The following is a 13827-nucleotide window of genomic DNA, read 5'->3' as shown; positions in this document are numbered from 1 at the left end:
CATGTCCGCACCCGTCCTCGACCAACCCGACACCAAATCGCCGCGCTTCGGATATCGCTTCAACCTGTTCGGTATCGTTTCGTTTCTGATCATTCTCGCCTGGGCGCTCGTCGCCATACTGGCGCCATGGATAGCGCCGCACCCGGTCGGAGAGATCGTCGATTTCGACTTCTTCGGTCCAATGAGCGCTCAGTTCCCGCTCGGCACCGATTATCTCGGTCGGGACATGCTCTCGCGCATCATCCACGGCGCGCGCTTCACCGTCGGGATTTCGCTCGCCTCGGTCGTGCTGGCCTGTTTCTGCGGCGTGACGCTCGGCATGATGGCAGCGGTGATCGGCGGTTGGTTCGATGCCGCCCTCAGCCGGTTTCTCGATGCGCTCACCTCGATCCCGAGCAAGATATTGGCGCTCGTCGTCGTGGCCGCCGTCGGCTCCTCGATCCCGATCCTGATCGTGACCATGGCGGTGATCTATACGCCCGGCAGCTATCGCTTCGCCCGTTCGCTGGCGATCAACATCAACACCATGGACTATGTCACCGTGGCGCGGGCCCGAGGCGAAAAGCTCGGCTATCTCATCCGTTCGGAGATATTGCCGGGGATCATCGGCCCCGTGCTGGCGGATTTCGGGCTGCGTTTCGTCTTCGTCGTCCTGCTATTGTCCAGCATGTCGTTCCTCGGCCTCGGCGTGCAGCCGCCCTTTGCCGATTGGGGTGCACTGGTCAAGGAGAACATCGGAGGGCTTTCCTTCGCCGCGCCGGCCGTCGTGTTCCCGTCGATCGCGATCGCCAGCCTGACGATCAGCGTCAACCTGCTGATCGACAACCTTCCCCGGAAAATCCGAGATCGGAGCGCGTAATGGCCAATATTGTCGAGATCTCCGGACTTCGCGTCGATGCCAAAACCGATTCCGGCCGCAAGGTCGAGATCATCCGCGATGTGAGCTTCAATATCGCGGCGGGCGAGATCGTCGCGCTGATCGGCGAGAGCGGATCGGGAAAGACCACGATCGCGCTGTCGCTGATGGGCCATACCCGGCCGGGTTGCCGTATCGTTAGCGGCAGGATCGCGCTGGGCGGCGAGGATATCGCAAAGCTCTCCGAGCGGAAAAGAGCGCGCAAACGGGGCACGGAAGTCTCCTATGTTCCGCAAAGCGCCGCTGCCTCGTTCAATCCGGCACACCGGATCATCGACCAGGTGATAGAAGTGACCCGCATCCATCGCCTCATGCCGGCCAACAAGGCCCGCAGCAAGGCTATCGAGCTTTTCAAGGCGCTGGCCCTGCCGAACCCGGAAACCATCGGCGACCGCTATCCGCATCAGGTCTCGGGCGGCCAGCTGCAGCGGCTCTCGGCGGCCATGGCGCTCATCGGCAATCCGAAGCTCGTGATATTCGACGAGCCGACGACGGCGCTCGACGTCACCACCCAGATCGAAGTGCTGCGCGCGTTCAAATCGGTGATGCGGTCGAACGGGATCGCCGGCGTCTACGTCTCGCACGATCTAGCGGTGGTGGCGCAGATCGCCGACCGTATTGTCGTGCTGAAGAACGGCGCCGTGCAGGAGATCGGCAGTACCGAGGATATCCTGCGCAATCCGCAGCATCCCTATACAAGGGAGCTTCTGGGCGCCTTCGAACCGGCGCCCCGCGCCGCTGCGAGCGGGCCCGAGACGGAGAAGCCCGCGCCCTTGCTGGTCGTCGAAAACGTCGTGGCCGGCTATGGCATGATCGACAAGGCCGGCAATCCCGTGCTGACTGCCGTCGACAATGTCAGCCTGCATCTCGCCCGCGGGCAGAATCTCGGCATCATCGGTGAATCCGGCTGCGGCAAGTCCACGCTGGCGCGGGTCATCGCCGGCATCCTGCCTGCAGCGCGCGGCAGGATATATTTCGAGGGCAAGGAGATGCACAGCGACCTGCGCATGCGCAGCCGCGACCAGCTGCGCGAATTGCAGATCGTCTTCCAGTTTGCCGATACGGCGCTCAATCCGAACAAATCCATCGCCGATATCCTGGCTCGGCCGCTGGCCTTCTATCATGATATGGACGGCAGGGGCCGGGAAGCGCGGATCGACCAGCTGCTCGACATGGTGCGGCTGCCCCGGGCCATGCGCTACCGCCGCCCGGCCGAACTCTCCGGCGGGCAGAAACAGCGCATAAACCTGGCGCGGGCTCTCGCAGCCGATCCGAAGCTCATCCTCTGCGACGAGATCACATCCGCGCTCGATACTGTCGTTGCCGCGGCGATCATCGAGCTCCTGAAGGAGCTGCAGCGCGAACTCTCGGTGTCCTACCTCTTCATCAGCCATGATCTGTCGACGGTGCGCGCGATCTGCGACGAAGTCGCCGTCATGTATGCCGGGCGGAAGGTCGAACAGCTCAGCCCCGACGAGATGGGAAGCACGGCGAGCCATCCCTATTCGCGGCTGTTGTTCTCATCGGTGCCGAAGCTCGATCCGACATGGCTGGATAGTCTGGAGCAGGATCCGGAACTGATGCGTAGCTTCGACCGTAGCTGACTGCACCAGCTGCCGGGCTCTATTCGTTGAACATCGAATCCAGTGGAAGATGCGCCTTGACGATCGGCGATTTGAGCACGACGAAACTGAAATATTTGTCGATACCGATATCCATGTCGATCAGCCGCTCCATGACCGTCTGGTAATCGGTGATGCCCGCCGTGACGAACTTCATCAGATAGTCGTAGCCGCCGGAGACCAGATGGCATTCGATGACGGAATCGATCTTCTCGACCGTTGCGAGAAAGCGCGCGAAATCGATCTGGCGGTGGTTCTTGAGCGTGATCTCGGTGAAGACGGTCAATGTCTGGCCGAGCTTGGACACATCGATCTGCGCCGAATAGCCGGTTATATAACCTTCCGACTGGAGCTTCTTGACCCGCATCAGGCAGGGGCTGGGAGAAAGATGGACGAGCTCGGCCAGCTCGACATTCGTGATCCGCCCATTCTTCTGCATTTCGGATAGGATCCGGATGTCGATTTTGTCGAGTTTCATGATGCTGCCAATGATCGGTGCCCTGGTTGATTATCATCTTTTTCGGTTGTCGCCGCAATGAGGCCCATCGCGACGAAACATAGCCGCCGTCGCGGCTGGACCACTCTATTACACGCAATATTTGCCCGTCATAAGTGCCGAAAACCACAGGAAATTCTGTGAAAACAGCTATTGCGACGCCTGGCACGGCATAAGCTGCTCTAGGATACATGGAAACTCCGGAGTTCCGCCCATGCCTGCCCCGCTGATGCATATCGTAACGAGTCCGACCCTGCCGAAAGAGGCAGATGTCGTTGTCATCGGAGGCGGGGTGGTAGGGGTATTCGCCGCCTACTATCTCGCGCGCGGCGGCGCCAGGGTCGCGCTCGTCGAAAAGGGCCGCATTGCCGCCGAACAATCCAGCCGCAACTGGGGCTGGTGCCGCCAGCAGAACCGCGATGCGCGCGAATTGCCGATGGCGACAAAGAGCCTCGAACTATGGGAGAAGATTGCCGAGGAAACCGGCGAAGATACCGGCTTCCGTCGTTGCGGCCTGCTCTATCTGTCACAGGACGATGCGGAGATCGCCGGCTGGGCAAAATGGCGCGACTTTGCCAGGACCGTCGGTGTGACGACGCATATGTTGAGCGCTGCGGAAGCAGCGGAGCGGGGCAGGGCGACGGGTCGCGCCTGGAAAGGCGGCGTCTTTTCGCCGAGCGACGGCACAGCCGATCCTTCGCGCGCCGTGCCGGTGGTCGCTCGCGGCATCATGGCCGCCGGCGGCACCGTCCACCAGAATTGCGCAGCGCGCGGCCTGGAGCTCAGCGCCGGCCGCGTCAGCGGCGTCGTAACCGAGGCGGGCACCATCCGCACCCGAACGGTGGTGATGGCTGGCGGCGCCTGGGCATCGTCCTTCTGCAACCAGCTTGGCGTTCGCTTCCCGCAGGCTTCGATCCGCGCATCCATCCTGGCCGTTGCGCCCGGCGCCGTCGGCCTGCCGGATGCGCTCCATACGTCACAAGTCTCGATCACCCGCCGCAGCAATGGCGGCTATACGGTGGCGATCAGCGGTCGTGCGCGCGTCGACGTGACACCGCAGCAATTGCGCTTCAGCCCGGTCTTCGTGCCGATGTTCCTGCGCCGCTGGCGCAGTCTTGCGCCGGGCGGCCTGGGCGGCTGGCACAACGGCCACGAAACATTGCGCAAATGGTCGCTGGACGAAATCACACCGATGGAGCGGAACCGTATCCTCGATCCCAGACCGGATGCTGCGCAGATCGATCTGACCTACCGGAGAGCCGCGGCGCTGCTGCCGGAAATCGCCAGAATGCCGATCGCGGACAGATGGGCCGGCTATATCGACAGCACGCCCGACGGCGTTCCCGCCATCGGCGAGATCGGGACCATACCGGGCTTCATCCTTGCGGCGGGTTTCAGCGGTCATGGCTTCGGCATCGGCCCCGGCGCCGGCCATATGATTGCCGACACCATCCTCGGGCGTAAACCGGTCGTCGATCCGGCGCCTTACAGGCCCGAGCGTCTCGATGGCAGCGCATGGGGCAAGGTTGCGGATTTCTAGCGCTGGTCCTGACGGCTGAATGGGGCGCTCCGTGCAAGCCCGGCCAAGCATTGCCTGCGCACACGATGAAAGCGCGGGTCGCGGCGTCGTCAGTCGCCGAAACCGACGATTCCCTTGACTTCCGTGAACTCGTGAAGCCCGAACTTGCCATATTCGCGACCATTGCCGGACTGCTTGTAACCGCCGAAGGGAGCCGCACCGTCCCAGGCCGAGCTGTTCAGACGAACGATGCCTGTCCTCAGTCGTCGTGCGAAAGCGCGCGCCTCCCCGGCTTCGCCCTGGACATAGGACGCCAGGCCATAGGGCGTGTCATTCGCGATCTCGGCCGCTTCATCCTCGCTTGAGTAGCCCAGGATCGACAGGACGGGGCCGAATATTTCCTCGCGGGCGATAGTCATGTCGTTGGTAACGCGGGCGAAGATCGTAGGCCGGACGTAGTAGCCGGCATTGAGATGTGGCGGTCGGCCTGGTCCTCCACTCACGAGTTCGGCGCCTTCCTCGACGCCCTTGCGAATGAGACTCTGTACCTTGTCGAACTGCATCCGGCTGACGATGGGACCAATATCGGTCGCCGGATCGGCCGGCGCGCCGACGCGAACCGCCTCGGCGGCCTGCCGAGCCAAGCCGATTGCCCGATCCATGCTTTCCGCCGGCACCAGCAGGCGTGTCGGTGCATTGCATGACTGGCCGGAATTGGCAAAGCACTTGGCAATACCGGCGCGAACCGCCACGTCGAGATCGGCGCTTCTGAGCACGATGTTCGGCGACTTGCCGCCAAGTTCCTGGTGAACGCGCTTTACTGTCGGCGCCGCTGCCTGCGCCACGGAAATCCCGGCGCGGGTAGAGCCGGTAAAGGAGATCATGTCGATTTCGGGATGGCTGGCGAGCACCGCGCCCACGGTCGGGCCATCGCCATTGATCAGGTTGAACACGCCCGCAGGCACACCCGCTTCATGCAGAACTTCCGCAAACAGGATGGCGTTGACCGGGGCGATCTCGGATGGCTTGAGCACCATCGTGCAGCCGGAGGCGAGCGCCGGCGCCACCTTGCAGGCTATCTGGTTTATCGGCCAGTTCCACGGCGTGATCATGCCGACAACGCCGACCGGCTCATGCACGATCCGGGTGGTGCCCTGCATGTACTCGAAGGCGAAATTTCGCATGGCGCTGATAGTCTGTTCGAAATGAGCGATGCCGATCCCGACCTGCTCCTCCCGTGCCATACGGCGGGGCGCACCCATTTCGCGCATTATGACATCGCCTATCTCGTCATTACGCCGTTTCAAGATTGCGACGATGCGCTCTAGCAGCGCCAGGCGCATTTCGTGCGTGGTCAGGGAGAAGGTCGCGAACGCATGGCGGGCGGCAACGATGGCGCGCTCGGCATCGGCCGCCGACCCCATGGCGATCTCGGCAAAGGGTTGCTCCGTCGCAGGATCGACGACCGCCAGCCGCTGGTCGCCGATCGGGTCGACCCAAGCGCCGTCGATGTAGAATTTAAGATGTCTTTGCATTGATCTCTCCCATCAGCGGCCGGCCAGGATGAAATCGGCGACCCGTTCTGCGATCATGATCGTGGGCATATTGGTGTTGGCGCATGGAATGGAGGGCATCAGTGAGGCATCGCAGACCCGCAATCCCTCGATGCCGTACACTCGTCCCGTCGGTGACGTCACCGCCATCGGATCGTCGGCCGATCCCATGCGGCACGTCCCCGATGGATGCCACGTGCCGCCGACATGGCGCCGTACGAACTCCGTTAAAGCATCGTCGTCGGTCAATAGACCGTTCATCGTCGTTCCCAACGTGATCGCCGAATGGACAAGGGCAGGGCGGAACGGCCCTGCTACGTCGAGCAAGCCCGAAAGAATGCCGCGCTGCAGCGCATTCCACGCGCCGGGTACGGCCACCTTCGCGACACGCGGCGAGTAACTGGAGGGAAAGGCCGTACCGCGATGGCCGTTCATGAAGGGATCGGACAGCACTTCGGCGCCCATGCGAACGGCAAGCTTGAGCCGGATCAGGTCACGCTCGTCGCTCAACATCCTGAAATCGACGTCCGGCTCGCATGTCGGGTTGGTCGAGGCGAGTTTCACCACGCCACGGGAGTAGGATTTGTTGACCCAGAAAAACAGGCTCCCTAGACGCTGCCCGATGGAATGCCAGCCCGACCGCGAGAGGATAGCGGCGTGCATGTCGCCGCTTGGGGTGCCGTCGAGGCCAGAGGAAAAGCGCCAGACGGCCTGTTCGTGATGTTCGGATTCGTCGCGTACCCGCATATGGGGCGGCAGGTAGGCTGCGACGGCGATGGAGGGATGTTCCATCAGGTTGCGTCCGACACCCTCGCGGGAGGCCACGACATCGACGCCCTTGGGTGCGAGATCGCGGACCGGGCCAACGCCGGACCGCAGAAGCAAGGCCGGCGAATGGATCGCGCCGGCAGAGATGATCACTTCTGCCGCATGGATGGTCTCCATCGTTGCGCCCGACAGTTGCGCCCCCGTGGCACGACGGCCGTCGAACAGGATCCGAGTTGCGACGCTTTCGGTGATGATGCGGAGATTGGTCCGTTTGCGGACATCGGGCGTCAGGTAGGCCAGCGAGGTCGGCATCCGCTCGCCGCGATCGCTGACGGCGACTGCACCGCGAAAGACGCCGTCTTCCCAGGGACCGTTCTGGTCGGGCTTGATCGGATGGCCGCGCCGGTCAAGCGTCTTCATGACGCGATCGACGAAGGGTGAAATCTTGTCATCGGAGACGCGGCGGATGGTGAGCGGCCCGTCCTGTCCGTGCAGCGGGCCGCGGAAATCCCTGTCGGCCTCGATCTTGAGGAAATAGGGTAGGCAATCGTCCCAGTCCCAGCCCTCTGCCCCCAACCCTTGCCAATCGGCATAGTCCGCCGGTGCCCCGCGATTGGCCATCAGCGCATTGATCGCCGAACCGCCACCCAGCAGTCGTGCCTGCTCGTAGCGCCGCGATGAACGGGGCGCGGCATTGGATCGGGCATAACCCATCATGGCCGTCAATTCACACCAGATATTGCGCGTGTCGAGATAGGCGCGTCCAGGATAGCGGCTGCGGATATCGTCGGGGATATCGTCTGCCGAGATGTTGCGCCCGGCTTCGACCAGAACGACCCTTCGCCTCGGATCGGCCGAGAGCCGGGCAGCCAGCACGCAGCCAGCGGACCCTCCACCCAGGATCAGGTGGTCGACGATCATGTCGCCCGCCCCTGGGAGCGCTCGGTATTACGCGCATTCAGCGCCGCCAGCATCAGCAGGATGAAGGAAACCGTCGTCAGCAATGAACTGATCGAGGCGATCGTCGGATCGATCTCGTCCCGAAGCGCGGTGAACATTTTCTTGGTCAGAGTCTGGTTTTCGCCACCAGAGATGAAAAGCGCGACAACGGTTTCGTCGATCGCCGAGATAAAGGCGAACAGCATGCCGGATATCACGCTCGGCCGGATCTGCGGCAGAGTGACGGCAAAGAAGGTGCGCCACCGGTTCATGCCCAGGCTGCGCGACACCATTTCCTGGGTATGGTCGAACTTGCGAAGCCCGACCAGGACGGAGGTGACGACATAGGGCAAACCCAGCATCACATTGGCGAGGATGAGCCCGGTCATGGAAGCGAGCAATCCGACCTGCGCATAGACGAGGAAGATGCCGACGGCGGTGATGACGATCGGTACGATCAATGGCAGCAGCAGCAGAGCCTGCAGGCTACGCACCAGGCGCGATTGCGTGAGGTTCAGGGCATAGGCCGCAGCCGTGCCGAAGATGGTCGAGATGAAGGCGCTGCAGACAGCGACGGTCAGGCTGACTCGGGTCGCCTGCATCCAGGCGGCGCTGCCCAGATAGGATTCGTACCACCTCAGCGACCAGGAGGGTGGGGGAAATGCGAGGAAGCGCGCACCGGAAAAGGACATTGGCAGAATAATCAGGACCGGTATCATCAGCCAGGCAAGGATGAGGGCCACGAAGCCGTAAAGAAGGAACTTTGAACGGTTCATGCGTCACCTCGTTCCCATGATGCGTTCGAACGGAATGAGCAGGCTCGCAAGGCGGAAGACCAGAAAGACGCAGACCATCAGCACCACGCTGATTGACGAGGCGGCGCCCCATTCGTTGTAGACCTCGATGTTGCGCGATACCAGCATGGACACCATGTAGGTGCGCCCACCTCCCAGAAGTTCCGGTGTTATATAGAAGCCGAGCGTCAGCACGAAGACCAACACCATGCCCGCGATCATGCCTGGAAGTGACAACGGCAGGAATACGCGCAGGAAGACATGCAGGGGCGAGCCGCCGAGGCTGGCGCCCGCCATGGTCAGCTCGCCCGGGATCTTCTTCATCGTCGCATAGAGCGGCAGCACCATGAAAGGCAGCAGGATATGGATCGTCGCCATGACCGTGCCGAACTCGTTGTTGACCAGGCGCAACGGCTCGTCGATCAGCCCCGACCCGGTCAGAACCGAATTGATGATGCCATTGCGCTGCAGCAGGATCAGCCAGGCATAGGCGCGCACAAGTACCGAAGTCCAGAATGGCAGCAGAACCATCGCAAGAACAAGGATGCTCCAACGTTGCGGCAGACCCGCCGCCACATAGGCGACGGGGTAGCCGAGGATGACAGTCATCAGGGTAACGGTCACGGCGATGCGGAAGGTTTGGAGGAAGGTCACCCAATAGACAGAGTCCGTCAGAAACCGCTCGTAATGGGCAAGCGTGAAGCCGCCGTCCTGCCGGATCGACTGCCAGGCCAACCAAAGGAGCGGCAGGACCAGCAGCACGGTGATGACCAGCAGGGCCGGAGCCAGCAGGATCATCATGAGCCTCTGCTCGCGCCGCTCATGCAACTCCGCGGGGTTTCGTATCGACTGTGCCATCAGTTCGCCTCCAAGGCTGATGATTACTGCTGGATAAACGCGGCCCAACGCTTCTGCGCGTCCTCGCCAGCCGGTGAACTCCACCATTCGTCCGACACAAGGACCTGGAGTTTCGCATTCTCGGGTGAGCTGGGCATCTCGGCTGCGCGTTCCGCGGAAATCTTGCCTGTCTTGTAGGCTTCCGGATTCGCGGGCCCGTAGTCGATATAGGTCGGAAAGTTCGCCTGGATATCGGGCGTCAGCGCGGCATTGACGAACTTTACTGCGGTTTCCTGGTTGGGTGCGCCCTTGAGGACGCAAAGCGATGTGTACTGCAGGAACCCCTCGTTGAAGGAATAACCGATCGGCGCACCTTCCTTGACGACCGCGGCCACGCGACCGTTCCAGGCCATCTCCATGTCGACTTCGCCGTCGGCAAGCAATTGCGCCGACTGCGCTCCGGAGGTCCACCACACGGCTACATGCGGCTTGATCTCCTCGAGCTTCTTGAAGGCGCGGTCTACATCGAGCGGATATAGTTTGTCGGCCGGCACGCCGTCAGCGAGCAGCGCAGCTTCGAGCGTTGCCAGCGGATGGTTGCGCAGAGCGCGCGTGCCCGGGAATTTCTTCACGTCCCAGAAGTCGGCCCAGGATTTGGGAGCGTTGTCGCCGAACTTGTCCTTGTTGTAGGCGAGTACGCTCGAATAGAATTCATAGGCAACTGAATAAGGGCTCTTGTATTCGGCCGGCATCTTCTCCGCATTGGGAATCTTGGAGAAGTCGAGCTTCTCGATCATGCCCTGCTCGCCCCCCCGTATGCAGTCCTTCGCCGGGGTGTCGACCACGTCCCAGATAACCTTGCCAGATGCTGTCTGCGTCTTGATGACCGGCCATGCGTCGGGGGCACTGTCCTGGTTGATGGTAATGCCGAGCAGTTCGGCAACCGGATCCAGGATTGCCTGGGTCTGGGCCTCCTGATAAGCGCCACCTTGCGACACGAAGGTAATTTGTTCGGCTGAAGCCGTGCCAGCCAGAAAGACCGCAGCTGATACGGAAAGCGCGATGATGGAAAGTCTATAGGCCATTACTGGTTCTCCTCTTTCTTGGCGGGGACATTATGCCCCGGTTGCTACGCGACTTTCGGGTCTTAGCGCCCGATTGCATCGAGGAACTGGTACCAGCCGGCGACAAGCCGGACGACTGGCTCCCTGATGGGATAGAGGGGCACGGGCTTCAGCGGTGTGCGTGTGAGGAGCCCGAGATCGGGGCTCTCGCCCGCAACCATGGCCGCCACATAGCGGCCCATGTTGGAGGCCATCGCGACGCCAGTGCCGTTGTAGCCCACGGCATAGACCACGCGGTCGTCGAGCCGGCCAAGATGGGGAATGCTGTCCATGGTCATGGCGACCAGGCCCGACCAACGGTGCGTCACCGATACCGCCGCCAGTTCCGGAAACTGGCGGACCATCGCTTTGTGGAGAGCTGCAAAAGCGCCTTCGGAATCGGTTTTGCCGAAGGCGCCGCGGCCACCATAAATCACCCGGTCTCCGGCTCTACGGAACCATCGCATCATCCGGCGCGTCTCCGTGTAGCTGCGGTCCTGCGACAGCAGGCTTGCATAGGCGCTGTCCGTCAGCGGCTCGGTGGCGATCATGGCAGAGCGGAACGGGATGATGGACTTTCGCACCGCCGAGGTTGCCGGCGTCAGGTCGGAATAGGAATTTGTGGCGATCACGACTTGACCGGCCGACACGGCGCCGTGAGGAGTTTCGAGTACTACGCCGTTGCGGTCCCGCCGGATCGCTGTGACCGGCGCCTTCTCATGGATGGCGATGCCCGCGGCCTTCAAGCCGGCTGCAATGCCCAGCACGAAATTCAGTGGATGAATGACGCCACCATGCGTGTTCAGCATGCCGCCAACGAAGTCGCGCGAACCGGTCTCGGCCTCCATTTCCTCGGGTGACAATATGGAGCATGCGCGATCACCAAGCGTGCCGTGCAGCCACGCGACTTCCTTCTTGAGTCCATCGAGCGAAACCTGGTTGTGCGCACAGCGCAGCGAACCTGTGGGATGAAACCCGGCAGAGGCAATGCCGTAGTCTTCCACCAATTCCCCGACATGGTCGATCGACTCGATGCCCAGGTCGTGCATGCGGCGTGCGGTATCGAGACCGTATCGTGCGGCGATGTCGGAGAACGACAACCGGAATTTTCCGGACACCACGCCGCCATTGCGACCGCTTGCGCCCCAGCCGATCCGGCTCGCCTCCAGCACCACGGCTGACAGGCCGCGGCGCGCAAGATAGCGCGCGGTCGACAGGCCCGTATATCCGCCGCCGATTATCGCAACGTCAAACCGATGACCGCTGGACATTTCATCGAAAGCAGGACGGCTTGCAGCCGTTTCCTGCCACAGGGATTGAATGTCGGGAAGGGGAGGTTGGGTGGTCATCGGTCTGGTTCGTTTTTGGTCAGGCTGCTGTTGCCGTCTTGAGACGGGCCGCGAGTTCTTTATCCACGGCATCGGCGAGTTGCCCGAGGGAGGAAAAGTGGAAGTCGGGCTTGGTCACTACCTTGGGCTCCGGCGTACCCCCAAAACCCTCCTGACCCTGACGGCGCTCGATCCAGCAGGTCGTATAACCAAGCTCGCGGGCTACGCCAATGTCGTGGTATTGGCTCTGGGCGACATGCAGGATCTCCGACTGCCTGAAGCCGAAGGCGGACTGCCGGCCCTTGTTGAAAGCAAAGAACTGCGGATTGGGCTTGGCGCAACCGGTTTCGTCGCAGGTGACGCTGTCGTGGAATGGATTGCCGAGCGTATCGGAGTAGGCGGAAAAGGCAGTCCGGTCCGCATTGGTCATGGCGACCAGACGGAAATTCTTGCGCAGCCGGGCGAGCGCCTCGACCGAATCTGCAAAGGCGGGCCAGCGCAGTACGGCGAGCTGGAAGGCTTCGGCGGTGGCATCGTCATTCTTGAAGCCTGCTTCGTTGGCAAGCGAGAGATAGACATCCTTCATCGCGACGGAGGAACGGCCATAAAACTTGTCGCGGCCACGCTTGTAAGGCTCGAAAATCTCATCATCGGTCGCGGTTGCCGCCTTTTCGCCCCCAAGTGCCCGAACGGCATTGAGCACACCGGTTTCGAAATCGATCAAGGTGCCGACGACATCGAAGGTCATGACCTTAAATTGCGTGAGTTGCATAGTGTTATTCCTTGTTTGCTGCATTGAACGGGGGTCGTCAGCCTGCATCGGGGACGATGATCGTGTCTTCCGGGTGTAGCGCGAGCGTTATCGTCTCACCCGGCGATTTCATGAGTGCGCGGCCGGCATGATTGCTGGGAAGCCGGAAGCTCAGCTCCCCGCCGACGTCAAGCCTGACGAACACGCGAATGCTCTCACCCTGATAGAGCACGTCGGTGATGGTGGAGGTCAGCCTGTTGCAAATGTCCGCTTCGGAACCGTCGGCCACGGTCAGCTTCTCGGAATGGACCACGAGATGCAGACTGTTGCCATCGGGGACGCGGTGCGTCGTTTTCAGCGTCTGACTACCGAGCCGCACGGCGTCGTCGCTTGCGCGATCGACGGCCAGCAATGTTGCTTCGCCGATGAAGCGGGCCACGAAGGCATTCGCGGGATGATCGTGAAGGCGCTCCGGCGTGTCGACCTGCACGAGCCGCCCCTTGTTCATGATTGCCACGCGGTCACTCATCGTGAGGGCCTCGCGCTGATCGTGCGTGACATAGACGATCGTGGCTCCGAGCCGCCTGTGCAGGCGCTTGAGCTCGATCTGCATGGTCTCGCGCAACTGTTTGTCAAGTGCCGAGAGCGGCTCGTCCATAAGGATAAGGCCGGGCTCGAAGATCATGGCACGGGCGAGCGCGACACGTTGGCGCTGACCGCCGGACAGTTCATGAACCCGCCGGTCCTCGTAGCCGACCAGCTCCACCATCTCGAGCGCCGACGCAAGCTTGCCCGGCCAGGTCGACTTTGGCAGCCGGCGTGCCCTGAGCGGAAAAGTGATGTTTTCGCCGACGCTCATATGCGGGAACAGGGCATAGTTCTGGAAGACGATTCCGATTTCACGCTTATGTGGCGGCTCGAATGTAATATCTCTGCCGCCCAACCAGATCGAACCCGACGTCGGCTGAACGAAGCCTCCGAGGATGCCCAGCAGGGTGGTCTTGCCCGAGCCGGACGGCCCGAGAATGGAAACGAATTCGCCGGGAGAGACATCGAGGCTGACGTCATCAAGTGCGCGAAAAGCCCCGTAGGATTTAGTCGCCTTCTTGATGGAAACGCCGACACGCTCTTTGTTTGATTGCTCAAGCATATGATTCCACTGCAAAATTCTTAAAGCCTCGATGACAGTTCGAGACACGGC

Annotated in this window: 12 protein-coding genes; 3 read left to right on the top strand and 9 right to left on the bottom strand. The window is 61.8% G+C overall.

Annotated elements, in window-relative coordinates; all coding sequences use genetic code 11:
* The first annotated feature begins 1 nt into the window (after position 1).
* Both M8997_RS17340 and M8997_RS17335 read left to right on the top strand, forming a co-directional pair.
* The gene (locus M8997_RS17340; RefSeq protein WP_250016010.1) at positions 2 to 859 is read left to right on the top strand and encodes an ABC transporter permease; all 858 of its coding nucleotides are present in this window, start codon (positions 2 to 4) and stop codon (positions 857 to 859) included.
* Entirely contained in the window at positions 859 to 2520 is a 1662-nt protein-coding gene (locus M8997_RS17335) for an ABC transporter ATP-binding protein (RefSeq protein WP_250016008.1), read from the top strand. Before M8997_RS17340 ends, M8997_RS17335 begins: the two co-directional genes overlap by 1 nt.
* A 19-nt stretch (positions 2521 to 2539) precedes the next feature.
* On the opposite strand, the gene M8997_RS17330 is transcribed toward M8997_RS17335, so the two are convergent.
* Positions 2540 to 3016, bottom strand: a complete 477-nt coding sequence (locus M8997_RS17330) for an Lrp/AsnC family transcriptional regulator (protein WP_250016007.1) — start codon at positions 3014 to 3016, stop codon at positions 2540 to 2542.
* Between the two features lie 232 nt (positions 3017 to 3248).
* On the opposite strand from M8997_RS17330, the gene M8997_RS17325 reads away from it, so the two are divergent.
* Positions 3249 to 4574: an FAD-binding oxidoreductase gene (locus tag M8997_RS17325; protein WP_250016006.1), complete on the top strand. Its 1326-nt coding sequence runs from the start codon at positions 3249 to 3251 to the stop codon at positions 4572 to 4574.
* Positions 4575 to 4663: 89 nt separating this feature from the next.
* Here the strand turns inward: M8997_RS17325 and M8997_RS17320 are convergent, their stop codons facing one another.
* From M8997_RS17320 to M8997_RS17285, 8 genes are all read right to left on the bottom strand, one after another.
* Positions 4664 to 6088: an aldehyde dehydrogenase family protein gene (locus tag M8997_RS17320; protein WP_250016005.1), complete on the bottom strand. Its 1425-nt coding sequence runs from the start codon at positions 6086 to 6088 to the stop codon at positions 4664 to 4666.
* Between the two features lie 12 nt (positions 6089 to 6100).
* The gene (locus M8997_RS17315) at positions 6101 to 7795 is read right to left on the bottom strand and encodes a GMC family oxidoreductase (protein WP_250016004.1); all 1695 of its coding nucleotides are present in this window, start codon (positions 7793 to 7795) and stop codon (positions 6101 to 6103) included.
* On the bottom strand, positions 7792 to 8589 hold the full coding sequence (locus tag M8997_RS17310; protein ID WP_250016003.1) for an ABC transporter permease: 798 nt from the start codon (positions 8587 to 8589) through the stop codon (positions 7792 to 7794). The genes M8997_RS17315 and M8997_RS17310 overlap by 4 nt, the downstream gene beginning before the upstream one ends.
* Before the next feature lie 3 nt (positions 8590 to 8592).
* On the bottom strand, positions 8593 to 9465 hold the full coding sequence (locus M8997_RS17305; RefSeq protein ID WP_250016002.1) for an ABC transporter permease: 873 nt from the start codon (positions 9463 to 9465) through the stop codon (positions 8593 to 8595).
* A gap of 23 nt (positions 9466 to 9488) precedes the next feature.
* Positions 9489 to 10529, bottom strand: coding sequence for an ABC transporter substrate-binding protein (locus tag M8997_RS17300; protein ID WP_250015999.1), 1041 nt, complete (start codon positions 10527 to 10529; stop codon positions 9489 to 9491).
* Between the two features lie 62 nt (positions 10530 to 10591).
* Positions 10592 to 11896: an FAD-binding oxidoreductase gene (locus tag M8997_RS17295; RefSeq protein ID WP_250015997.1), complete on the bottom strand. Its 1305-nt coding sequence runs from the start codon at positions 11894 to 11896 to the stop codon at positions 10592 to 10594.
* 19 nt (positions 11897 to 11915) lie between these two features.
* The gene (locus M8997_RS17290) at positions 11916 to 12647 is read right to left on the bottom strand and encodes an HAD-IA family hydrolase (RefSeq protein WP_250016089.1); all 732 of its coding nucleotides are present in this window, start codon (positions 12645 to 12647) and stop codon (positions 11916 to 11918) included.
* Between the two features lie 37 nt (positions 12648 to 12684).
* Entirely contained in the window at positions 12685 to 13776 is a 1092-nt protein-coding gene (locus M8997_RS17285) for an ABC transporter ATP-binding protein (RefSeq protein WP_250016087.1), read from the bottom strand.
* Positions 13777 to 13827 lie beyond the last annotated feature (51 nt).

The organism is Phyllobacterium sp. 21LDTY02-6, from assembly GCF_023554255.2.
Taxonomy (GTDB): Bacteria; Pseudomonadota; Alphaproteobacteria; order Rhizobiales; family Rhizobiaceae; genus Phyllobacterium.
This window is presented reverse-complemented; position numbering and strand designations above follow the sequence as displayed.